General features: G+C 40.3%; 24 protein-coding genes. 6 read left to right on the top strand and 18 right to left on the bottom strand.

The window, feature by feature from the left end; translation table 11 throughout:
• Nucleotides 1–213 precede the first annotated feature (213 nt).
• Entirely contained in the window at nucleotides 214–1830 is a 1617-nt protein-coding gene (locus AC27I2_RS05055; protein ID WP_487203634.1) for an endonuclease, read from the top strand.
• 27 nt (nucleotides 1831–1857) lie between these two features.
• On the opposite strand, the gene AC27I2_RS05050 is transcribed toward AC27I2_RS05055, so the two are convergent.
• The gene (locus tag AC27I2_RS05050) at nucleotides 1858–2322 is read right to left on the bottom strand and encodes a hypothetical protein (protein WP_487203633.1); all 465 of its coding nucleotides are present in this window, start codon (nucleotides 2320–2322) and stop codon (nucleotides 1858–1860) included.
• A 185-nt stretch (nucleotides 2323–2507) separates the two neighbouring features.
• Here AC27I2_RS05050 and AC27I2_RS05045 point away from each other — a divergent pair, with 185 nt between their 5' ends.
• A complete protein-coding gene (locus AC27I2_RS05045) occupies nucleotides 2508–3059 on the top strand; it encodes a helix-turn-helix domain-containing protein (RefSeq protein ID WP_487203632.1) in 552 nt (183 codons plus the stop codon).
• A 5-nt stretch (nucleotides 3060–3064) separates the two neighbouring features.
• Here the strand turns inward: AC27I2_RS05045 and AC27I2_RS05040 are convergent, their stop codons facing one another.
• The 12 genes from AC27I2_RS05040 to rpsJ all read right to left on the bottom strand — a co-directional run bounded on the left by AC27I2_RS05040 (nucleotide 3065) and on the right by rpsJ (nucleotide 8962).
• A complete protein-coding gene (locus AC27I2_RS05040; RefSeq protein WP_487203631.1) occupies nucleotides 3065–3826 on the bottom strand; it encodes a hypothetical protein in 762 nt (253 codons plus the stop codon).
• Between the two features lie 172 nt (nucleotides 3827–3998).
• Complete coding sequence (rpsQ, locus tag AC27I2_RS05035) at nucleotides 3999–4256, bottom strand: 30S ribosomal protein S17 (RefSeq protein ID WP_006791355.1); 258 nt, start codon at nucleotides 4254–4256, stop codon at nucleotides 3999–4001.
• Nucleotides 4256–4447: a 50S ribosomal protein L29 gene (gene rpmC, locus AC27I2_RS05030; RefSeq protein WP_004588692.1), complete on the bottom strand. Its 192-nt coding sequence runs from the start codon at nucleotides 4445–4447 to the stop codon at nucleotides 4256–4258. The genes rpsQ and rpmC overlap by 1 nt, the downstream gene beginning before the upstream one ends.
• Entirely contained in the window at nucleotides 4447–4860 is a 414-nt protein-coding gene (rplP, locus tag AC27I2_RS05025) for a 50S ribosomal protein L16 (protein WP_002957890.1), read from the bottom strand. The genes rpmC and rplP overlap by 1 nt, the downstream gene beginning before the upstream one ends.
• Before the next feature lie 12 nt (nucleotides 4861–4872).
• Complete coding sequence (gene rpsC / locus AC27I2_RS05020; RefSeq protein WP_006791356.1) at nucleotides 4873–5574, bottom strand: 30S ribosomal protein S3; 702 nt, start codon at nucleotides 5572–5574, stop codon at nucleotides 4873–4875.
• An 11-nt stretch (nucleotides 5575–5585) separates the two neighbouring features.
• Nucleotides 5586–5918 carry a 50S ribosomal protein L22 gene (rplV, locus tag AC27I2_RS05015; RefSeq protein WP_006791357.1) on the bottom strand — a complete coding sequence of 111 codons (333 nt, stop codon included), beginning with the start codon at nucleotides 5916–5918 and terminating at the stop codon, nucleotides 5586–5588.
• A 13-nt stretch (nucleotides 5919–5931) separates the two neighbouring features.
• Nucleotides 5932–6210 carry a 30S ribosomal protein S19 gene (rpsS, locus tag AC27I2_RS05010; protein WP_004588689.1) on the bottom strand — a complete coding sequence of 93 codons (279 nt, stop codon included), beginning with the start codon at nucleotides 6208–6210 and terminating at the stop codon, nucleotides 5932–5934.
• A gap of 15 nt (nucleotides 6211–6225) precedes the next feature.
• Nucleotides 6226–7050: a 50S ribosomal protein L2 gene (rplB, locus tag AC27I2_RS05005; RefSeq protein WP_006791358.1), complete on the bottom strand. Its 825-nt coding sequence runs from the start codon at nucleotides 7048–7050 to the stop codon at nucleotides 6226–6228.
• Between the two features lie 15 nt (nucleotides 7051–7065).
• On the bottom strand, nucleotides 7066–7368 hold the full coding sequence (rplW, locus tag AC27I2_RS05000) for a 50S ribosomal protein L23 (RefSeq protein WP_006791359.1): 303 nt from the start codon (nucleotides 7366–7368) through the stop codon (nucleotides 7066–7068).
• Nucleotides 7365–7970, bottom strand: coding sequence for a 50S ribosomal protein L4 (rplD, locus tag AC27I2_RS04995; RefSeq protein WP_006791360.1), 606 nt, complete (start codon nucleotides 7968–7970; stop codon nucleotides 7365–7367). Before rplD ends, rplW begins: the two co-directional genes overlap by 4 nt.
• Nucleotides 7971–7987: 17 nt before the next feature.
• Nucleotides 7988–8623 carry a 50S ribosomal protein L3 gene (gene rplC / locus AC27I2_RS04990; RefSeq protein WP_006791361.1) on the bottom strand — a complete coding sequence of 212 codons (636 nt, stop codon included), beginning with the start codon at nucleotides 8621–8623 and terminating at the stop codon, nucleotides 7988–7990.
• A gap of 27 nt (nucleotides 8624–8650) precedes the next feature.
• Nucleotides 8651–8962, bottom strand: a complete 312-nt coding sequence (rpsJ, locus tag AC27I2_RS04985; RefSeq protein WP_002957900.1) for a 30S ribosomal protein S10 — start codon at nucleotides 8960–8962, stop codon at nucleotides 8651–8653.
• Between the two features lie 419 nt (nucleotides 8963–9381).
• Here rpsJ and plsB point away from each other — a divergent pair, with 419 nt between their 5' ends.
• A complete protein-coding gene (plsB, locus tag AC27I2_RS04980; RefSeq protein WP_487203630.1) occupies nucleotides 9382–11820 on the top strand; it encodes a glycerol-3-phosphate 1-O-acyltransferase PlsB in 2439 nt (812 codons plus the stop codon).
• An 18-nt stretch (nucleotides 11821–11838) separates the two neighbouring features.
• Here plsB and tesB read toward each other — a convergent pair whose 3' ends face one another.
• Nucleotides 11839–12696 carry an acyl-CoA thioesterase II gene (tesB, locus tag AC27I2_RS04975; RefSeq protein WP_006791363.1) on the bottom strand — a complete coding sequence of 286 codons (858 nt, stop codon included), beginning with the start codon at nucleotides 12694–12696 and terminating at the stop codon, nucleotides 11839–11841.
• 77 nt (nucleotides 12697–12773) lie between these two features.
• Between tesB and AC27I2_RS04970 the strand changes: the two genes are divergently transcribed.
• Complete coding sequence (locus AC27I2_RS04970) at nucleotides 12774–13232, top strand: EVE domain-containing protein (RefSeq protein WP_487203629.1); 459 nt, start codon at nucleotides 12774–12776, stop codon at nucleotides 13230–13232.
• A gap of 17 nt (nucleotides 13233–13249) precedes the next feature.
• Here the strand turns inward: AC27I2_RS04970 and AC27I2_RS04965 are convergent, their stop codons facing one another.
• Together AC27I2_RS04965 and AC27I2_RS04960 are read right to left on the bottom strand one after the other, a co-directional pair.
• A complete protein-coding gene (locus tag AC27I2_RS04965; RefSeq protein WP_006791365.1) occupies nucleotides 13250–13453 on the bottom strand; it encodes a PLDc N-terminal domain-containing protein in 204 nt (67 codons plus the stop codon).
• A complete protein-coding gene (locus tag AC27I2_RS04960) occupies nucleotides 13453–14520 on the bottom strand; it encodes a potassium channel family protein (protein ID WP_487203628.1) in 1068 nt (355 codons plus the stop codon). Before AC27I2_RS04960 ends, AC27I2_RS04965 begins: the two co-directional genes overlap by 1 nt.
• Before the next feature lie 178 nt (nucleotides 14521–14698).
• On the opposite strand from AC27I2_RS04960, the gene AC27I2_RS04955 reads away from it, so the two are divergent.
• Nucleotides 14699–16009 carry a short-chain fatty acid transporter gene (locus tag AC27I2_RS04955; RefSeq protein ID WP_487203627.1) on the top strand — a complete coding sequence of 437 codons (1311 nt, stop codon included), beginning with the start codon at nucleotides 14699–14701 and terminating at the stop codon, nucleotides 16007–16009.
• Nucleotides 16010–16050: 41 nt separating this feature from the next.
• Here AC27I2_RS04955 and AC27I2_RS04950 read toward each other — a convergent pair whose 3' ends face one another.
• Both AC27I2_RS04950 and AC27I2_RS04945 read right to left on the bottom strand, forming a co-directional pair.
• Nucleotides 16051–17067 carry a metalloprotease gene (locus AC27I2_RS04950; RefSeq protein WP_487203626.1) on the bottom strand — a complete coding sequence of 339 codons (1017 nt, stop codon included), beginning with the start codon at nucleotides 17065–17067 and terminating at the stop codon, nucleotides 16051–16053.
• Between the two features lie 121 nt (nucleotides 17068–17188).
• Complete coding sequence (locus tag AC27I2_RS04945) at nucleotides 17189–18265, bottom strand: hemolysin family protein (protein WP_219422899.1); 1077 nt, start codon at nucleotides 18263–18265, stop codon at nucleotides 17189–17191.
• An 84-nt stretch (nucleotides 18266–18349) separates the two neighbouring features.
• On the opposite strand from AC27I2_RS04945, the gene AC27I2_RS04940 reads away from it, so the two are divergent.
• Nucleotides 18350–20845, top strand: a complete 2496-nt coding sequence (locus AC27I2_RS04940; protein ID WP_487203625.1) for an alpha/beta hydrolase family protein — start codon at nucleotides 18350–18352, stop codon at nucleotides 20843–20845.
• The last annotated feature ends 181 nt before the right edge of the window (nucleotides 20846–21026 follow it).

Below are 21026 nucleotides of genomic sequence, written 5' to 3'. Positions count from 1 at the left end.
GAGGTTTTCTTACTGTGCAGGATAACGGGCAATCCGCTTATCAAAAAAGAATAGAATCTGCTTTGATATTCCATTTAGTTATTAATTTTAAAAAACACCTAAAAAAACAGATTAAAGAGTAATTATTGCTTTTTGTTAAATTTTAAATTAACAATTTTGTAACCTAAACAAAGTAATGTATATTATTCACTCATTATAAAAATAGGAACAATCATGTCACACGGGACATATAAAAATAAACTATTCGGAACAGCCTTATTACTAGGCACACTTCCGGTAATGGCAAATGTAGAAAACGGTAGTTTTGAGCAATGGTCAGGCAATACACCTGACGCATGGAGCACGATAGATAGCGGCATTAGCCTATCGCGCTCAACAAATATTGTTAAAACAGGTAATAGCGCTGCAGCAGTTAATGTAACCACAGGCTCTCAGGCTAACACCGATTTATTACAACAAATAACGGTAGAAGCAGGGAAAACCTATGTGTTTTCAACTGATGTCTACCACACAGAAGGAAAAATTAAAGCCCGTTTATTCGTAGATGGTTACCAAGGCTACTCCAATAATACGCAAACTAACCAGTGGAAAACAATTAGCCACAGCTATACAGCAAGTAGTAATAAAACCATTAATGTTGGTCTACGCTTTTATGATGTTAGTGGCTTTGATGGCAGTGAACTTGTTTATATAGATAACTTTTTACCTACAAGTAACGACAGCAGTTCAGGAAGTTGTTCGAGCAATAGTCTCTCTTTTAGTTTGACGACAGATAATTATGGTAGCGAAACAAGCTGGGCTATTAATAATAACCAAGGTAGTACGGTTGCCAGTGGTAGTGGCTATGCGTCTAATACACAATACAACGAAGCGTTGTGTTTAGCTGATGGCGCCTATACCTTTACTATTAACGACAGCTACGGTGATGGTATCTGTTGTAGTTTTGGTAGTGGTAATTATGCGCTCACTAGTGGTAGTTCAACCATTGCAAGTGGAGCAAGTTTCAGCAGCACTGAAAGCACCTCATTTTCGCTTGGCGGTGGCTCTGGTGGCACCCCGACCACACCAACGGGTTATTATGTTACAGCACAAGGCCTAACCGGTTATGCACTAAAAACAGAGCTTTATAACATCATTAATAATCATAGTTCGCAGGGGTACTCTGCGATATGGGACTTTTATGATTCATCGGCTCGCGATACATATTTTGAAAACGATAATAGTATTTTAGATATGTACAGCGAAAAGCCAAATGGCAGCGATAGCTACACATACACAGCTGTTAGCGATCAATGTGGCAATTATAGTGGTGAAGGTGGTTGTTACAACCGCGAGCATTCGTTCCCTAAAAGTTGGTTTGGCGGTACCAATGAGCCTATGAACTCAGATGTTCATCATATTTATGCAACCGATGGCTATGTAAACTCTAAACGCAGCAACTTCCCGTTTGGTGAAGTAGCAAGCGCCACATTTACATCAACTAATGGCAGTAAGTTAGGCTCTGCAAGTAGTACCATTAATTACACGGGCACAGTGTTTGAACCCATTGATGAATTTAAAGGTGACTTTGCACGCGCCTATTTTTACATGGCTACACGCTACGAAAATGTAATTGGGACGTGGCAAAATAATACCACTGCAAGTAATGCCGTTCTTAACGGCACCAGTACGCAGGTATTTGAAAGCTGGGTTGTTGCTATGTTAATCAACTGGCATAACGCAGACCCTGTTAGCCAAATGGAAATAGACCGAAACCAAGCAGCATTTGAATTCCAAGGTAACCGTAATCCGTTTATCGACTACCCTGAATTTGTAGAAATGATTTGGTAATAAATATAGCCTCAGCCAAGGCTGAGGCTATTTAAAACTCGCCTGACCAAGCGCAATAGACTCATAACGCTTTCCCGTTAATTTAATCACCCATACGCTGTCTGTAAATGTACGGCTAAAATACACCGTTTGCCCATTGGGAATATTAGGCATGAAAGACGTAATAGACTGCCAATCGCTATCTACTTTTTCTTTGAGCTTCATGCTCGCATTATAATAACTTCCTTGCTCGTTTGTTTTTACCTCAAGTGCTGTTAACTGTTCGCCGTCGCCTATTTCTATTAATGCACTTTTGTTTAAGTTAGCTAATAACTGAGGTTGATGGATAGGTTGTAGGTTGTTTAATGTTTCATCTATTTTGCTATCTATGGTTATTTTACTTTCTAGCTTGTAAATAGTGGCTTTAATTGCAAATACTGGTTCTGCAATACAGGCTGAAGATAAAAGCCCCAGAGTAATCCCCATTACGGCTTTATAAAAATACATTTTCATTCGTTATACTCCTTTATCATTTAAGGAGCCTAGCATAACCAATTTATCACCTATTAAAACTTAACTTATTAATATTCATAATATTCTTTTAATTCATAGAGATGAATATTGCTTATTGGGCTATTTAAACGCACCATTTTTAGCGATAATAAATAGATGAGTATTAAACAAGGTAAGGAAGCAACTTGTCGCTAGCAATTGAGCTAAAGCAGTTAAGAGCAAATAAAAAATGGACCCAAGCATTTGCTGCACGCGAGATTGGTATTCAACAATCCTACTTATCTAAGCTTGAAAATGGACAATTTATTCCGTCCGCTGAGGTAATTGAAAAGCTCGAACTTTGCTATGGCAAAACGTGTTTAGATAAGTATCTACCATCAAAAACATTACAAAGCACACAGCTTAAAAAAAGGCTGTTTGTAAGTTTAATTATGCTCATTACTGGTCTCGTAATGTGGTTATGCGCAACCTATGAAATTTTCTACCCAGAGACTTACTTTACTTATCAGGCCAAATTAGGCGATTTTGTAGCATTCAACGTCAGTCAGCACTACCAAGGCGAGCGATTTATTGAAGGTGATGTTATTTACCAAATTTTAGGTGAGAGACAAGTTAGCCGGATTGAAAACCGCTTTTTAATTGTAGGCTCTATGCTTTGTATTTTGCTATCCGTTGTCGTTGCCGTTGCCGCTTTTTCTAAAAAGCATTTGTTAATTAAGCATCTTAATAAAGTTTAAGCAGATTACCCAATGGGCTTTTTAGCGTTCCACTTATCCATTATTTTATTATATAAAATACGATCGCTATCTTTGCATGGCCTTGGCGATCCCGTTGGTAAGCCTACTTTACCCATAACACCTTTAAAATCAATTTTGTAGCACATACCTTTGTGCATTTCCATCCGCTGACTACCATCTGCGCTTTGCCACAATACCACGGATTTGAAATCACTAGAATGCTCAATTGGAACCGTTATTTGTTGGTGATTTTTGATCTTTGGCAACGTTGCTATCTGCGGGAAATCAAAGGATACAATAGCATTACTGGAAGTAGAAAGCTGAGTTATTGGTGCGTATGGATCAATCTTTTTAAATGGCTGCTGCTGAGTTTTTAAATCAACCTCATCCTTTATATTATTAACGTTGGCCTTATTTACATTAGGTTTTTTTTTACCAGTATTGATGGCAATAATTTCACTTGCCCCAATAGCATCCTCTGGCAAAGCCAATTTTAATTGCTGATCATTTTTAAAATCACGTTCTTTAAGTGGCTTAAGTGTTAACTCACTTGCATCAAACTCGGTATCATTTTCAGGGAATGAAGTATTCGTCTGTTTACTTTTTGTATGGCTAGGTAATGTTGTAAGGTCCACCATTACATACGCTTTTATCACTTTGCCTGCGTATGGTTGTGCTATATCAAGCGTTTGCCTCGAAACCAAATAAATAACAACAATATGCAAACCAATTGATATACCCCACGCTTTATAGTTACCTTTCAACACATCAACTTCCTGTAAACAGTTTACTTTATGAGTATAACTGAGCAGGTTTAGTTCATTTACAAAGATACATTGTCGGTCTAAAAATCATCAATACGTTGCTTTACTACAGTACTAAATACAAAAAGCCCCAGCTAATGCCGGGGCTTTTTTACAAAACTAACTTAATTAAAAATTAAGCTTGTTTTGGACTAGAAACAACGTCTACTAAAGTCCAAGATTTATTCTTAGAAATTGGTGCACATTCACGGATAGTAACTACGTCACCCGCTTTTGCTGTGTTGTTTTCGTCATGTACGTGTAGCTTAGTTGTACGTTTAATGAATTTCCCATAGATTGGGTGCTTCACGTAACGTGCGATTGCGATAGTGAAAGATTTTTCCATCTTGTCGCTAACTACACGGCCTTGAAGAGTACGAATTTTATCGCTCATTATTGACCTGCCTTCTGGTTAATAATTGTTTTTACACGCGCGATATCGCGACGTACTGTTCTTAGCGTGTGTGTCTGAGCTAACTGACCAGTGCTTGCTTGCATGCGCAGGTTAAACTGCTCACGAAGAAGTCCTAGAAGTTCAGCATTAAGCTCTTCTACGCTTTTGTCTTTTAGTTCGCTTGCTTTCATCACATTACCGTCCGAGTTACGAAAGTTGTTTTGAATGGCAGTTTACGAGCTGCAAGGTCGAATGCTTCACGAGCAAGCTCTTCAGAAACACCTTCCATTTCGTAAAGTACTTTACCAGGCTGAATTTCAGCAACCCAATATTCAACAGAACCTTTACCTTTACCCATACGAACTTCAAGAGGTTTTTCTGTAATCGGTTTGTCAGGGAAGACACGAATCCAGATTTTACCTTGACGTTTCACGTGACGCGTCATAGCACGACGAGCTGCTTCGATTTGACGAGCAGTCATGCGGCCACGGCCAGTAGCTTTCAATCCGAAAGTACCGAAGCTTACTTTGTTACCGTTTTGCGCTAAACCGCGGTTGCGGCCTTTGTGCATTTTACGGAATTTTGTACGTTTTGGCTGTAACATTACTCGCTACCTCTACTTAGCACTTTTCTTGGCTTTCTTTGGCGCGCGTTTAGCTGGCTTCTCTTGCTCTTGTACTAGTGGTAAACCACCAATAACTTCGCCTTTGAAGATCCAAACTTTAACACCAATGATACCATAAGTGGTTAAGGCTTCAGAAGTTGCGTAGTCGATATCAGCACGAAGAGTATGTAGAGGTACACGACCTTCACGATACCATTCTGAACGTGCGATTTCTGCGCCGCCAAGACGACCGCTAACTTCAACTTTAATCCCTTTTGAACCGATGCGCATTGCATTTTGTACCGAACGCTTCATAGCGCGACGGAACATAACACGACGCTCTAGCTGAGAGGCAATGCCGTCTGCTACTAGTTGTGCATCAAGTTCTGGCTTACGTACTTCAGAGATATTAATCTGAGCAGGTACACCAGCGATTTTAGTTACTGCTTGACGTAACTTTTCTACGTCTTCGCCTTTTTTACCGATAACAACACCCGGACGAGCCGTGTGGATTGTTACGCGGATTGATTTTGCTGGACGCTCAATAACGATTTTAGACACAGAAGCTGTTTTTAATTCCTTTGTAAGGAATGCACGAACTTTGTGATCGCCAAAAAGCTGATCAGAGAAATCTTTAGAACTCGCGTACCAGGTAGAAACCCAAGGTTTAGATATACCTAGGCGAATACCAGTAGGATGAACTTTTTGTCCCATTACTTATACTCCTAGCTATCTGAAACCATAACAGTGATATGGCTTGTACGCTTAAGGATGCGGTCTGCGCGTCCTTTAGCACGAGGCATAATACGTTTCATTGTTGGACCATCGTCCACAAAGATCGTAGTTACACGAAGCTCATCAATGTCAGCACCTTCGTTATGCTCTGCGTTAGCAATAGCAGACTCAAGTACTTTCTTAACTAATACAGCCGCTTTTTTCGGGCTGTACGCCAGGATTTCTAGTGCGCGATCGACAGGTAACCCGCGGATCTGATCTGCAACTAGACGTGCTTTTTGCGCCGAACCAGAGGCGAATTTATGTTTAGCTAATGCTTGCATTTATCTTCCCCTCTTAACGTTTCTTCGCTTTCTTATCCGCAGCATGGCCACGGTAAGTGCGAGTTGGTGCAAATTCACCTAGTTTGTGACCGATCATTTCGTCAGAAACGAAAACTGGTACGTGCTGGCGACCATTATGGACAGCAATGGTCAATCCGATCATGTTAGGTATGATCATTGAACGACGGCTCCAAGTTTTAATTGGCTTTTTCTCACCGCTTTCCAAAGCTTTCTCTACCTTCTTCAGCAAGTGTAGGTCTATAAAAGGACCCTTCTTGAGAGAGCGTGGCATGGCTATTCCTCAATATTACTTAGTACGACGACGTACTATAAATTTATCCGTACGCTTGTTCTTACGCGTCTTCGCACCCTTAGTCGGCTTACCCCATGGAGACACAGGATGACGACCACCAGAAGTACGACCTTCACCACCACCGTGTGGGTGATCAACCGGGTTCATGGCAACACCACGAACTGTCGGACGAATACCACGCCAGCGGTTTGCACCTGCTTTACCAAGTGAACGAAGCATATGCTCAGCATTGCCAACTTCACCAAGTGTAGCACGACAATCAGCTTCAACTTTACGTACTTCGCCTGAACGAAGACGTAATGTTACATACTGACCATCACGTGCAAGAATTTGAACGTAAGCACCAGCAGAACGTGCGATTTGTGCACCTTTACCTGGTTTTAATTCTACGTTGTGAACAGTCGAACCTACAGGCATATTACGCATTGGTAGTGCATTACCAGCTTTGATTGGTGCATCAACACCAGACTGGATTGCATCACCAGCTTTTAAGCCTTTAGGTGCGATAATGTAACGACGCTCACCGTCTGCATATAATACAAGAGCGATGTTTGCGCTACGATTTGGATCGTATTCTAAACGTTCAACAGTAGCTGGAATGCCATCTTTAGTACGTTTAAAATCGATTAAACGGTAATGATGTTTATGACCACCACCGATATGACGAACCGTAATACGACCATTGTTATTACGACCACCTGATTTAGAGTTTTTCTCTAAAAGTGGTGCGTATGGCTTACCCTTATGTAAATCAGAGTTAACCACTTTAACTAGGTGACGACGACCCGCAGAAGTAGGCTTACACTTTTGAAGTGCCATAATTCTATCCCCTTATTACTCGGCGCCGCCGACAAAGTCTAGCTCGCTGCCTTCTTTAAGAGTAACGTAAGCTTTCTTCCAGTCGCTACGACGACCGAAACGCATGCCAGTACGTTTTGTTTTACCCTTAACGTTAAGTGTGCGAACACCCGTTACTTCTACTTCAAAAAGCTTCTCAACTGCTGCTTTAATTTCAGCTTTAGTTGCGTCATTTACTACTTTGAAAACAATCGTGTTGTTTTCTTCAGCAGCAATTGTGCTTTTTTCAGAGATGTGTGGAGCAAGGATCACTTTTAAAAGACGTTCTTCACGGATCATGCTAGCGCCTCCTCAAGTTGCTTAACAGCAGCGGCTGTAATAAGTACCTTGTCGAAAGCAATTAAGCTTACAGGATCGATACCAGCTACATCACGCGTGTCAACCTTATAAAGGTTACGTGCTGATAAGAAAAGATTTTCATCTACTTCTTCAGTCACGATAAGTACATCTTTAAGCTCAAGCTCTTTTAGCTTAGCTACTAGATCTTTAGTTTTTGGTGCTTCAAGACCAAAACTTTCAACAACGATTAAACGCTCTTGACGAACTAGTTCAGATAGGATGCTTTTGATCGCACCACGGTACATTTTACGGTTTACTTTTTGGCTGTGGTCTTGTGGTTTAGCTGCGAAGCTAACGCCACCTGAACGCCAAATTGGACTACGGATTGTACCAGCACGTGCACGGCCAGTACCTTTTTGAGCCCATGGTTTTTTACCACCACCGCTTACTTCAGAACGTGTCTTCTGAGCACGAGTACCTTGACGAGCACCTGCTGCGTAAGCAACAACTACTTGGTGTACTAATGCTTCGTTAAACTCACGTCCAAAAGTAGCTTCAGAAACTTCAAGAGCGCCAGAAGCGTCTTTGATTGCTAATTCCATCACTAAATCTCCAGGACTTATGCTTTAACAGCTGGTTTAACGATAACGTCACCGCCGATAGATCCAGGTACTGCACCTTTCACTAAAAGCAAGTTACGCTCAGCGTCAACGCGAACTAGTTCTAAGTTTTGAGTCGTTACACGCTCAGCACCCATATGACCGGCCATTTTCTTACCTTTAAACACCTTACCAGGTGATTGGTTTTGACCGATTGAACCAGGAGCACGGTGAGATAGAGAGTTACCATGTGTAGCGTCTTGCATGCTGAAATTCCAGCGCTTAACACCACCTTGGAAACCTTTACCTTTAGAAGTACCGGTTACGTCAACCTTGTTGATTTCGTTGAATAACTCAACAGTAAGCTCTGCGCCTACTTCAAAATCGCCTTCACCACCGTTAAGGCGGAATTCCCACAGACCGCGACCCGCTTCAACGCCAGCTTTAGCGAAGTGACCCGCTGAAGCTTTGTTTACACGACTTGCTTTTTTAGTGCCTGCGGTTACTTGAAGCGCGTTATAACCGTCTGTTGCGTCAGATTTGATCTGAGCAATGCGGTTAGGTGTCGCTTCAATAACTGTCACAGGGATAGATACACCATCTTCAGTGAAGATTCGTGTCATACCCACTTTACGACCGACTAGACCTAATGCCATTTTCCTAAAACCTCTCTAATCTTCCGATTAACCCAGGCTGATTTGAACATCAACACCAGCAGCAAGATCTAAACGCATAAGAGCGTCAACAGTCTTGTCAGTTGGTTCTACGATGTCTATCAGACGTTTATGGGTGCGGATTTCGTACTGATCACGCGCATCTTTGTTTACGTGCGGTGATGTAAGTACAGTAAAACGTTCAAAGCGTGTAGGTAGTGGGATTGGACCACGTACTTGTGCGCCAGTGCGTTTCGCAGTTTCCACGATTTCTGCCGTTGATTGGTCAATCAAACGGTGGTCAAAAGCTTTTAGGCGAATACGAATGCGTTGATTTGACATTCTTAACCTCAATATAAAGAGCATTTAAAAGAGCATAAAAAAACGACCGAAACAATCTCAATAACTAAGATGCCGGCTGTTTGATTATATCTACGTTGAGTTCCAAATCGGAACTCCTGTTTATTAGCTTGAAATCCAAGCTTAATTTATCCTTCCTAGTTCCCGGGGGAATTTTGAAAGCCTGCGTATTATAGAGGTATTGGTGATAAATGCAACAACTAATTCAAAACAATCTATGAGTGATTAATTCGTTTAAATAAGTGCCTGCTTCTATTATATGACTATACTGGAACTAAATTTTTCTACGAAGGTCAATAGCAGCATTAACTAATCTCATTTCGTAAAGAAGCGATTTTTTAGATAATATGATATCCTATCACGCTAATTTTGCTTTTTAACACCCTCAATATGGTGAGTCGATGCGTATTTTTAATTATTGTTTAAACGTTTTATCTGCTGGATTTAGTCGCTTATTTGTAAAAAGCAAAGTCCTCCCAGTAAACCCTATTAAACAGTACGATTTAAATCCTGATTACCCTACATTTTATATAGTGCGTTTAAACTCTCGTTTTGATCTTGCAGCGCTTGCTCATGCTTGTAAAAAACACGGGTTGCCCAGTCCAACTGAAGAGCAAATATTAGGTGATGAGCATTTAGATCGGTTTATTGGTATTAAAAATCCACCACCTTTATTTGGTGATACAGCAAAACCTACTAACGCGCTGGCACAAGGTAAGCAAATAATTGACCACCTTATAAATAGTGGCCAAAAAAATGTACAAGTGATACCGGCAACTATTTTATGGGGGCGCGACCCAGGTAAAGAAAAACCAGGATTACGTACATTAATAACGCACTCGGTTACACCAAGCTGGTTTAGAAAATTTTTTGTGGTGTTATTTTCTGGTCGCGATAACTTTATTCGCTTTAGTCAACCTCTCGACTTATCACTTATTGTAAATGAAAAAGCCGATGTAAATGAGCTACCACAAAAATTACTACGTGTTGCTCGCGTTCACTTTAAGCGTCAAAAACTGGCAGCCACAGGCCCTAAAATGCCATCGCGCGAGCAGCTCTTTAATTCACTATTGGCCTCTCCTACCATTAAAAAAGCTATTCAGGATGAAGCAAAGGCTAAAAATATTAGCCAAACCGAAGCACGTCAAAATGCGCTTAAGCTACTTGATGAAATAGCCGCAAACTATTCTGAAGCTATGATCCGCGTTGCTGATCGCTTTTTAACATGGCTTTGGAATAAGCTATACAACGGCATACACATAAAACACACAGAGCAATTGCATGAGCTAACAAATAAAGGACATGAAATTATTTACATGCCTTGTCATCGTAGCCACATGGACTACTTGCTCCTTACCTACTCTATTTACCATTTAGGTTTAGTGCCGCCACATATTGCCGCAGGAGTTAACCTTAACTTTTTCCCAGCAGGCGGTATATTTCGCCGCTCTGGTGCGTTTTTCATTCGCCGCTCATTTGCAGGTAATAAACTGTACTCTGCTATTTTTAAAGAATATTTGAGCCAGTTATTTATTAAAGGTTACTCAGTTAAGTTTTATACAGAAGGTGGACGTAGCCGAACTGGGCGTTTGTTACCTCCTAAAACAGGTATGCTTGCAATGACCTTTCAAGCAATGCTACGTGGTATTGATCGACCGGTATCAATAGTCCCTGTATATATTGGCTACGAACATGTGATGGAAATAAATACGTACCTTAAAGAGCTTGCTGGAAAAGATAAAAAAGGCGAGTCAATATTTGGTATTTTTAAAGCGATAAAAAACCTTAAAAACTATGGCCGTGGTTACCTTAATTTCGGCGATCCTATTTCGGTTAATCAATATTTAAACGATAACCAACCCGACTGGCGCGACGCGATTCACCCAACTGACGTACAAAAACCTCAGTGGTTAGGGCCGCAAGTCGCAGCTTTAGCAGACCAAGTTATGGTTAAAATTAATAATGCAGCCGCATTAAATGCAGTTAACTTATTAGCGATGGTATTGCTAGTAAACGACAAGCACGCATTAAGTAAACCAAAGCTATTAGCCCAGCTCGATTTTTACTTACGCTTGCAGCGTGATGCTAGTTATAGCGACAAAGTAACCGCGCCAGACGAAACACCTGAGCAACTACTTACGCACGCTTTAAAACTTAATAAGTTTGATGTGATAAGCGATGAGTTTGGCGAGATTATTGCCATTAGCGATAAAGAAAAAACACTTTTTAACTACTACCGAAATAATATTTTGCACCTATTTGCGGTACCTAGCTTACTGGCATTGCACTTATTCAAGCAGCACACAACAACGATTAAGCAATGCGAACAATTAGTACATTCGTTTTATCCGCTATTTGCCAAGGAGTGGTATTTACAGCCCCTTGATGAAAACTATATCACTCGTATTTTAGCGAACTTTGCTGACCAAAATTTAATTGAATTTGATGGTGACAATATACATATCACCAACACTAACGATTGTTTAGCAAAATTAGAAATGCTAGGACGAGCACTCAGCTTTACCCTGCAACGTTATGCTATTGTTATTGGTTTTATACAAACGAGTGATGGAATAGAAAAAGCAGAGCTTGAACGTGAAAGCCAAGTATTAGCCCAGCGTTTAGGCACGTTACATGGCATTAAAACACCAGAATTTTTTGATAAAAAAGTACTTGTTGGTTTTATCGATAACTTACGTGGTGAAGGGCTGGTTACAGAGGGCGATAATGGCTTGGTGGGCAGTACGCAATTATGCGAAACCTATTCACAACTTAAAACATTGCTACCTGCCCGCATATGGCAATCAATTAGCGACATTGTTCAAGACCAGTGTAACTAGCCGCTATAAAAAATAGGGTTAGCGCTGACGCATAACCCCTTCTTGAATTGTTGAGGCAACCAAGTTGCCTTGGCGATCAAAAAACTGCCCTCTTACCAACCCTCTGCCTGAGCTCGCACTCGGGCTGTCTATGGTATATAAAATCCAGTCATCTAATCGAAACGAACGATGAAACCACATTGCATGGTCAATCGTTGCAACCTGCATATTTGGCTGCATAAACGACACGCCATGGGGCTGTAATGCAGTTGGTAAAAACTCAAAATCAGAGGCATAAGCCAATAGGTAATTATGAATGCGCTGATCATCGGGCATATCCCCATTCGCTCTAAACCAAATATGTTTAACTGGTTCAATTGCTTCTGGTTTAAAGGGGTTATGAAATGTCACAGGGCGCATTTCAATAGGCATTTCGCGAATAAATTTATTACGAATCACCTCGGGTATATGCTCAGCATTTTCTTGATAAAACTCAAGTGACGAACGAAGCTCTTCCGGTTGCGGTACATCTGGCATCGTTGCCTGATGTGAAAGTCCGTCTTCAACCGCTTGAAAAGATGCCGTCATGTAAAAAATAGGCTTACCGTATTGAATAGCACTTACACGGCGGGTACTAAAGCTTTTGCCATCGCGAATAGTTTCAACATCGTAAACGATAGGTTTAGCTGCGTCACCCGGGCGTAAAAAGTAAGAATGTAATGAGTGAACAATACGTCCAGCCGGTAGGGTTTCCTTTGCAGCTGAAAGCGCTTGCCCCATAACCTGACCACCAAATACAGCTCTAAAACCCAAATCTTGGCTTTGCCCTCGGTATAACCCTTGCTCTATTTCTTCAAGTGTTAATAACGATAATAAATCATCTAAAACTTGGCTCATTATATGTTCCTCAATTCCCTAATAACTTAATGATACTATAGACTACAACTATGTAAATCTTTGTTAGGAATACAACTATGGCTTACTGGCTGTTTAAAACGGAACCCGATGCCTTTTCAATTGACGACCTAAAACACGCAACTAACCAAACAACAATGTGGGAAGGTGTAAGAAATTACCAAGCCCGAAACTTTTTGCGTGATGATGTTAAAGAAGGCGATTTAGTGATGATTTATCACTCGAGCTGTAAAAACGTAGGCGTCGCGGGTATGGCAAAGGTAACAAGTTCAGCCTATCCAGACCCTACTCAATTTGACCTAAATAGCGATTATTATGACCCTAAAGCCACCAGCGATACCCCGCGCTGGGTAGTAGTTGACGTAACCTACCACCAACATTTAAATAAAATTGTGAGCTTAAAATCAATAAAAGCAAACAACAGTATTACTGAGCTAGCACTAAAAAAAGCAGGAAGATTATCTGTTATGCCCGTAACAGAGCATGATTGGAATGAAATTATAAAAATGGCCAAATAGTAAGGGTCGCGTTGCGCTTATTTTTTTACTGCTTTTTTCTTTTTGTGCCCGTGCTTGGGCACAATTGCAAAATACATAATGAGCCCTAACCACGAAAAAAAGATGATGCCGATGAGCCAACCGTTTTTTTCGTGGCCTTGCGTACGTTTACTGTTTAGTACAATGACTACAGGTAAAATGTACGCACTTAAAATAACAATTAAAAATATAACCTCATTCATTATTTTTCCAAGCTTGACCAATCAACTTCGCCGCTCAATACGCGCTCAACAGAAATATAGTGAAGAATATCCCCTTCATTCACTTTATAATCCAAAGGTGGATTTAAGTCCATATTTTGAGCACTCAAGTTATGTGCTACACCTAATAAAATAGCGTCGTGCTGCTTTTTAAAATGATGAAATAAAGTGCCAAATTCCATTTCCTTACAACCACTGGGGACTTTTAAGCTAAATTGTGTATCACCATGTAATGTAGAAAGCAGCTCTTCTTGTACTCGACTAGAACCGGGATCTTGCATTGAACGAACTAATATTTCAGCCGACTTAGCGCTGCTACATTCTATATTTTGACAATGCTCCAATAGCATATCGACCTTGGTTTCATCTAAAAAGTGAGCACTAATATGACACTCATCTTTTACTAAGCGGCTAATACGCAGCGCAGTAGTAAATGTTTGGTCATCGTCTTGTCCATCAATAATCACTTTATCGGCGTGACTTATTGCTACACGCTCCAACTCAGCTAAGTCTGTAAAACTAGAAAGACGCGCAAAATCAACCTGCTCATTAGCTAAAAAAGGATGTTCCATTTGCTCTGTTACTGCGAGTAAAATACGACGTTCAGTGCGTTTTGTATCCGCCAAAATGTAATCAATCATTTTTTTAGTTCTGGTATCGTGCCAACCAAAAATAATGATGTGGTTATTACTGTGAGCAAAATCTTTATCACCAGTCATAGCGTGCCTAATTAAGTAAGTAACAGTTTGTCCTGCTTTTCCAAGCAAAACACCAAATAAAGCTAAACCAAACGGAATTTGTATTAAAGCAACCACCCACCGACCAAGCTCTGTTGTCGGGCTAAAATCACCATATCCTACTGTTGAGGTTGTCACTGTGTAATAGTAAAAAAAAGTGGTTATAGAGGTTAACGCCTGTTCATTAGCAACATACAGTAGCGACCAGGTTACGAGCATATGAGTTAAAATTGCAAAGGTCACTGCTTGCCAGCTCAATTGATCAATATGAGCGCGCACAAGTAACGCTAACCTTTTAAATATCACCGGCATAATACAAAATCTTTGTTATTAAATTATCTATAAACAGTACGTTACTGTATGCCTTAGTTTTAATCAACGTTTAAGGTATAGACAGTATAAAACTGTTCCCTGTAATACTAATTGTGATTTGCACATAACCACATTTCGTGATTAATTAATCTACAAACAAACACTAAACTGTATTTTTATGCTTAATAGAATAGCCACCCCATTTACAAAACTGGTTGAGCGTTACCTACCCGACCCATTTATATTTGTAATTTTGCTTACACTTATTACATTTTGCGCTGCCAGTATATTTACACCTTTCACCAGTATTAATGTACTGCAAGCATGGGGCAATGGATTTTGGAACCTATTAAGCTTTGCCATGCAAATGCTGCTTGTACTTATTACAGGCTACATGCTGGCAAGTACCCCCCCCATTAGCAAAGTATTAGAGAAACTAGCAACCTTAGCCAATACCGCGCCTAAAGCAATTATATTGGTTACCTTGATCTCACTTTTAGCGAGCTGGCTAAACTGGGGATTTGGCCTTGTTATTGGTGCATTGTTTGCCAAAGCTATTGCAAAACATACCCGTGTTGATTATCGATTATTAGTAGCTAGTGCATATACTGGCTTTGTTGTATGGCATGGCGGTCTTGCAGGCTCAATCCCGCTAACCATTGCAACACCAGGACACTTTTCACAGGCAAGTATGGGTATTGTTAGTACAGATCAAACCTTATTTGCAGGCTTTAATATTGCCATTCTGATTGGTTTATTTATTATCGTCCCATTAGTAAACCGCTACATGTTACCCAGTGAAAACGACAGTATTTATATTGATCCAAACCTATTGGACACCAGTACACCTGCAGCAAGTAATGTAACGCGTCCTGCACAACATTTAGAGCAAAGTAAACTACTAGGTATGAGCATTGGCTTAATGGGGCTTGCCTACTTAGGCTATTACTTTTTTATTTTTGGTGGTGGCTTAAACCTCAATAGTGTAATTGCCCTGTTTTTATTTTTAGCTATTACGCTACATCAAACTCCTCACAATGTGCTTAATAGCTTACAACAAGCAATTCCTAGTGGTGCGGGTATTGTTATTCAGTTTCCGTTTTATGCTGGCATTATGGCGGTGATGGTCGATACAGGGTTAGCACAACAAATATCACAAGGCTTTATTGCCATTGCAGATGCCGATAGCTTGCCATTTTACAGCTTTATAAGTGCAGGACTCGTTAATATGTTTGTGCCCTCAGGTGGCGGCCAATGGGCAGTACAAGCACCTATTGTTATACCCGCAGCGCAAGAGCTGGGCGCCGATATATCACGCGTTGCTATGGCTGTAGCGTGGGGCGATGCGTGGACCAATTTAATTCAACCTTTTTGGGCACTACCCGTATTGGCTATAGCGGGCCTAAAAGCAAAAGATATTATGGGTTTTTGTGTAGTGCAGCTATTTGTAACAGGGGTGTTTATATCGCTGATATTGAGCTTTTATTAATGAAGCTTTGCGTGCAGTTAAAAGTTAACTGCGCACAATTATTAGCTCGATAAAATTGTCATCGGCAAACTCAGTATTGGATTGTCAGAATCTGCAAAATGCATCATCACTGCCACATGGCCTGCAACTGCCAGTGCATACATAACCGCTGAAAAACCTTGTCCGTATTTGTCTAGTGGTAATAGATGGGAGTAATGTCGACCGCGCCATTCAAATACAATTTCCAGCGCCCCAACAAACAAAAAGAACACCAGTAACATTAAGCCAAAGGTGTAACTTAGCCATAAGCCAAATAACACTCCCAATAAACATACACTCAGCCCCACCCACGATCGCATTGAAAAGCTAATACTCTTTAAAACATGTCCGCCATCAAGTGGTAAAATAGGCAGTAAGTTGAATAAGTTAAGCAGTGCACTAAGTACCGCAACGCCTGCAAATATTTCCATTTCTGTGGCGTAAAAAAACACCACGCCTAGCACTGAGGTAAACAAACCAAATGCAGGGCCCATGAGCGAGATCACCACATCTTGCCAGCGGGTTGTTATTTTATCGTCACTGACAGCTAACCCACCTACAAATGGGATTAAGTAAATACCTTTGGTTTTTATACCAAAGTACTTCATTGCTCTTACGTGCCCATACTCATGCACTACTAAACACGCTATAAGCATCAGCGCAAATTCAATGCTAAATAGCCAGGCATACCCGGCAACTGATGCACCCGCCAGCGCAGCCTTTACTACTTTTGCACTTTTAAATAATTTAAAACCCAACGCAGCAAAACCTAAAAAACCTCTTTTAGGTTCGCCATTAACTGGGGCTGGTAAAGCGAGCTGAGTAGCAAATTGCTCGTCTACAAATAACGAAATACTTTGCTCAGCAGTTGTGCTGGTATCTATACCTATTAATTTATCTTGAAAGTTAAATTGATAGTAATGTTCTCGAGGAGTATCAAACGCAATTGCTTGCTGGTTATGAAATACTTGTACTATTTGCTGCCCAGAAACCATTAATGAAAATGGCTGGTCAGCCAAGGTGAGATCTATTCTTATCATAATTAAAGCCATTTAAAATAATCGCGCTAGTATACCGTTTGGCTAAAAAAACACGAGGGCAGGCGTTAACTATTGTATTAAGTTTAAGTACCTAACAATAGCTAACGCTGCAAGTAAAGGGCTATTTTTCTTCTTTAGGGTGTTCATCTTCTGCACTTACAATATGCGCACTGCTGGCTAAACGTTTACGCCAGCGCTGTTTTGCTACTGCACGCATATTGGTTGATTGGTCGCGCTCGTCGACTATTTCTAAGCCCATTAGTGCTTCAATCATATCCTCAAGCGTTACAATGCCACGCACTTCTCCGTATTCATCCACGACTAAACATATGTGCGTACGCTGCGTTAATAATGTTTGCAATAATGACGATACGTTTTGAGATGTGGGTACTGTATAAATTGGTTTGATCAGCTTACTAATTTTATAATCGGTCCCTAAGCGATGATAGGCCAACATAATATCGTTTTTATGCACAAATCCGACAATGTCGTCAGCATCTTTATCAAAAATTAATACGCGGGAAAACGATGACGAACCATGCTCATTTAAGTATTGGTTTACTGTTAAGTCTTTATGTACTTTAAATATAACCGTGCGCGGCGTCATTAAGTCAGACAATTTTGCGTGTCTAAAATGTAAAAGATTACGAATAATTTCAGACTCATCTTCGTGCAAAGCACCCGACTCAGTGCCAATATCTGCCATGGCTTCTATTTCTTGGCGAATATAATAAGCCTCGTCGTGTTTTGGCCCCATTAGGTTTGTTAACTTTTGCGCACACCATACAAAGGGCTTTAGCGAAATCACCAAAAACCGTAAAGAGTAGGTAACACTTGGCGTTAAGGCACGCCAATAATTAGCACCCAGTGTTTTTGGAATAATTTCAGAAAGAACTAATACCAGTAAAGTCATTATTGCTGAGGCAATTCCTACTGCAGCATCAGAAAAAACCACAGCAGCTTGCGCCCCCACACCCGCCGCACCTGCGGTATGTGCAATGGTATTTAAGGTTAAAATAGCTGCTAATGGCTGATCTATATTATTTTTTAGTTTTTCAAGTTGCTTAGCTAGCTCAGGTTGCTCTTTTCTGAGTGATGCAACATAGCTTGGCGAAATACTTAATAGCACCGCCTCCATCACAGAGCACAAAAACGAAATAACAATGGCCACAACCATATAAACAATCAGTAAAGTCACTTTCTCTCCTTTATATTGGATGGATGAGCATGTTAACAATACATGCTATATTTGACCAAACATCCAATAATAACAGGCACAATAATGAAATTTAATGCACCTTGGTGTTATCGCAACAAGCGACTTAAACGAGCCTTAGGCTTATTAGCGTTTAGCAGTTTAAGCTTTGCAACAATTGCTGAACCATTGGACAAATCAAAGATTCAATTTATCGGCCCTATTGCCGAAGATATGCAATTAAAACCTTTTCAAACGCCTCATGGCTCAACCATTATCAACAACCTTTTGCCACAATTACAAGCAAACTCAGATAGTTTTTCTATTTTCGGTAAAAAACAAAACTGGCAACCATTCAATAAAGTAAGCGCACTCACCCTTGGCGGACTTCAAGCGCTGAAGTTTAATATAGAAACAACGCGTTTTACACAAGGCACTCTGACTTTAAAGGGGATTGAAGAGGGGCAATTATTTATTAATAGTGAGCTTCAAAAAGGTGATAAAAACAGTTATAAGCTTGCCTTAACTAACTCCACTCACAGCGTTATTATTTTGGCGCAACAAGTCGCAAACTGGAATGATGTGGTTATCGATTTCATCCCTAAAAGTGACACTGATAAAATTTCGCTAAATACATCAAACATAAAGCGCTTATCGGCAAAGCAATTATTTGATGCACCGACCCTAAGTAATATATCTCTAGCGCCCAACGCTGAGCAATACATAACTACTAAACGCACTTATGACGATAAGAATCAAAATAAAGCCAACTTGGTTACCGAGTTAAAAAATACAGACAACTTGACTGTATATCGATTTGAAGATGGACAACCAAGTAACATTATTTGGAGCCCAGATAATCAGTACTTAGTGTATTTGTTAAATGGTGAGCTAAAACAGCTTAATCGTAAAAGCTTAGCCATTAAAACACTGGCAAGCGACTTAGCCGGCGCGAGTGGCTTCACCTTTTTTAACGACACTAGCATCGTATTTAGCTGGTCTAAATCACCAGAAAACAGTCACAACTTAACCAAGCATTATAAAGGCCTTCAAGATCGTTGGTCGTATGCGCGCACCACCAGCCAACTTTATATGCTTGATACTAAAAGTGGCTTAACTAAAGCGCTTAGCCAAGGCCCGCTTTCTCATAGCTTTGAAGATTTAAATAGTACGCGTGGAAAAGTATTAATGAGCCGCTCGGTTATGGCTATGCAAGCGTCTACTCACCCTGAGACAGAGCTCGTTGAGCTGGATATAAAATCAAACAAACTTTTGTCACTTGGTAAATTTAAAACATTTAACCAAGCAAAATACGCAAACAAAGACGTGTATGTTGTTGCAGGTCCCGACTTTAAAAATGGCGCTGGCAGAGCGCTGCCAAAGTCAATGCTTGCCAATAATTACGACGGACAGCTTTACTTGTTAACTAATAATGGTAAAAACGTCACTGCGCTTAGTAAACAATTCGACCCATCGATTGGTCAGTTAAGCGTATTAGAAAACGGCGATGCGGTACTTAAAGTGACCGAAAAAGACACCCAACCACTGTATTTATTTGACCTAAGTAAGCAGCGCTTCAAAAAGTTAAATACCAGTGTAGATATTGTAGAAAAATTTAGCGTTTCATACGGGCGTAATTCACAAGTATTAATCACTGGCACAAGTGCTTTAGCGCCACAACAACTAAAACGTCTTAATATTAGTAAAAACAAAACCGATCTTATTTGGGATTCAAAACCAATTGCTTATGCCAATACAACAATCCCCACCCTTGAAGAATTTAACTTTACTAATAAAAGTGGTGTTGAAATAACCGGCCGTGTTTATGTGCCAAGTAACCTAGATAAAACTAAAAAGTACCCTGCTCTTGTTTATTATTACGGTGGTACATCACCTGTTACTCGTGGCTTTACCGGCCGTTACCCATTTAATTTATGGGCAGAAAACGGCTATGTGGTTTATGTAGTACAACCTACCGGCGCAACGGGCTTTGGACAAAAATTCTCAGCGCAACATGTAAATGCGTGGGGTGATTACACCGCCGACGATATTATTGAAGGGACACAGGCATTTTTAAGAAAATACGACTATGTAGATAATACCAAAGTTGGTAATTTAGGGGCCTCTTATGGTGGCTTTATGACTATGTTATTGGCTACAAAAACCGATTTATTTAGCGCTTCTATTTCCCATGCTGGTATTTCAAACTTAACCTCTTATTGGGGCGAAGGATGGTGGGGCTACTTATATTCTGGTGAGGCATCTAAAAACAGCTTCCCATGGAATAACGCTGAGCTTTATAGCCAGCATAGTCCGGTATTTCATGCTGATAAAGTAACCTCTCCACTGTTACTTATTCATGGTGATAGCGATACTAACGTACCGGTAGGCGAGAGTTTAACAATGTATACCGCACTTAAACTGCTTAACAAAGACGTAGAGCTTATTGAGTATAAAGGCGCAGACCATCAAATTTTTGCTCGCGATAAACGCTTTAACTGGTGGAATACTATGCTGGCTTATTTCGATAAAAAACTAAAAGATGAGCCACAGTGGTGGGATTCAATGTACGAAGGCAAATAATTTAACCCGGTATTTTATAACGCTATGAAAAGCGCCCTCAAATATAAGGGCGCTTTTTAATTTTTTATAATTATTTTAATATTTTTGAAATATTAAGTTACTTAAAACTAGCATGTAACCCCTTCTCAGCATTTACCTAATGGTGCTACCATACAGAGCTACAAACATTTAAAATAAAGTA

It is taken from the genome of Pseudoalteromonas sp. NH0006-46 (genome assembly GCF_057547735.1).
The sequence above is the reverse complement of the archived record's forward strand: the minus strand, read 5'-3'. Positions and strand labels throughout refer to the sequence as shown.

Bases quoted from the DNA above. Each gene is read 5' to 3' on its own strand.
- AC27I2_RS05055 (WP_487203634.1), top strand. From the start codon at position 214: ATGTCACACGGGACATATAAAAATAAACTATTCGGAACAGCCTTATTA.
- AC27I2_RS05050 (WP_487203633.1), bottom strand. From the start codon at position 2,322: ATGAAAATGTATTTTTATAAAGCCGTAATGGGGATTACTCTGGGGCTT.
- rpsQ (WP_006791355.1), bottom strand. From the start codon at position 4,256: ATGAGCGATAAAATTCGTACTCTTCAAGGCCGTGTAGTTAGCGACAAG.
- rpmC (WP_004588692.1), bottom strand. From the start codon at position 4,447: ATGAAAGCAAGCGAACTAAAAGACAAAAGCGTAGAAGAGCTTAATGCT.
- rplP (WP_002957890.1), bottom strand. From the start codon at position 4,860: ATGTTACAGCCAAAACGTACAAAATTCCGTAAAATGCACAAAGGCCGC.
- rpsC (WP_006791356.1), bottom strand. From the start codon at position 5,574: ATGGGACAAAAAGTTCATCCTACTGGTATTCGCCTAGGTATATCTAAA.
- rplV (WP_006791357.1), bottom strand. From the start codon at position 5,918: ATGCAAGCATTAGCTAAACATAAATTCGCCTCTGGTTCGGCGCAAAAA.
- rpsS (WP_004588689.1), bottom strand. From the start codon at position 6,210: ATGCCACGCTCTCTCAAGAAGGGTCCTTTTATAGACCTACACTTGCTG.
- rplB (WP_006791358.1), bottom strand. From the start codon at position 7,050: ATGGCACTTCAAAAGTGTAAGCCTACTTCTGCGGGTCGTCGTCACCTA.
- rplW (WP_006791359.1), bottom strand. From the start codon at position 7,368: ATGATCCGTGAAGAACGTCTTTTAAAAGTGATCCTTGCTCCACACATC.
- rplD (WP_006791360.1), bottom strand. From the start codon at position 7,970: ATGGAATTAGCAATCAAAGACGCTTCTGGCGCTCTTGAAGTTTCTGAA.
- rplC (WP_006791361.1), bottom strand. From the start codon at position 8,623: ATGGCATTAGGTCTAGTCGGTCGTAAAGTGGGTATGACACGAATCTTC.
- rpsJ (WP_002957900.1), bottom strand. From the start codon at position 8,962: ATGTCAAATCAACGCATTCGTATTCGCCTAAAAGCTTTTGACCACCGT.
- plsB (WP_487203630.1), top strand. From the start codon at position 9,382: ATGCGTATTTTTAATTATTGTTTAAACGTTTTATCTGCTGGATTTAGT.
- tesB (WP_006791363.1), bottom strand. From the start codon at position 12,696: ATGAGCCAAGTTTTAGATGATTTATTATCGTTATTAACACTTGAAGAA.
- AC27I2_RS04970 (WP_487203629.1), top strand. From the start codon at position 12,774: ATGGCTTACTGGCTGTTTAAAACGGAACCCGATGCCTTTTCAATTGAC.
- AC27I2_RS04965 (WP_006791365.1), bottom strand. From the start codon at position 13,453: ATGAATGAGGTTATATTTTTAATTGTTATTTTAAGTGCGTACATTTTA.
- AC27I2_RS04960 (WP_487203628.1), bottom strand. From the start codon at position 14,520: ATGCCGGTGATATTTAAAAGGTTAGCGTTACTTGTGCGCGCTCATATT.
- AC27I2_RS04955 (WP_487203627.1), top strand. From the start codon at position 14,699: ATGCTTAATAGAATAGCCACCCCATTTACAAAACTGGTTGAGCGTTAC.
- AC27I2_RS04950 (WP_487203626.1), bottom strand. From the start codon at position 17,067: ATGATAAGAATAGATCTCACCTTGGCTGACCAGCCATTTTCATTAATG.
- AC27I2_RS04940 (WP_487203625.1), top strand. From the start codon at position 18,350: ATGAAATTTAATGCACCTTGGTGTTATCGCAACAAGCGACTTAAACGA.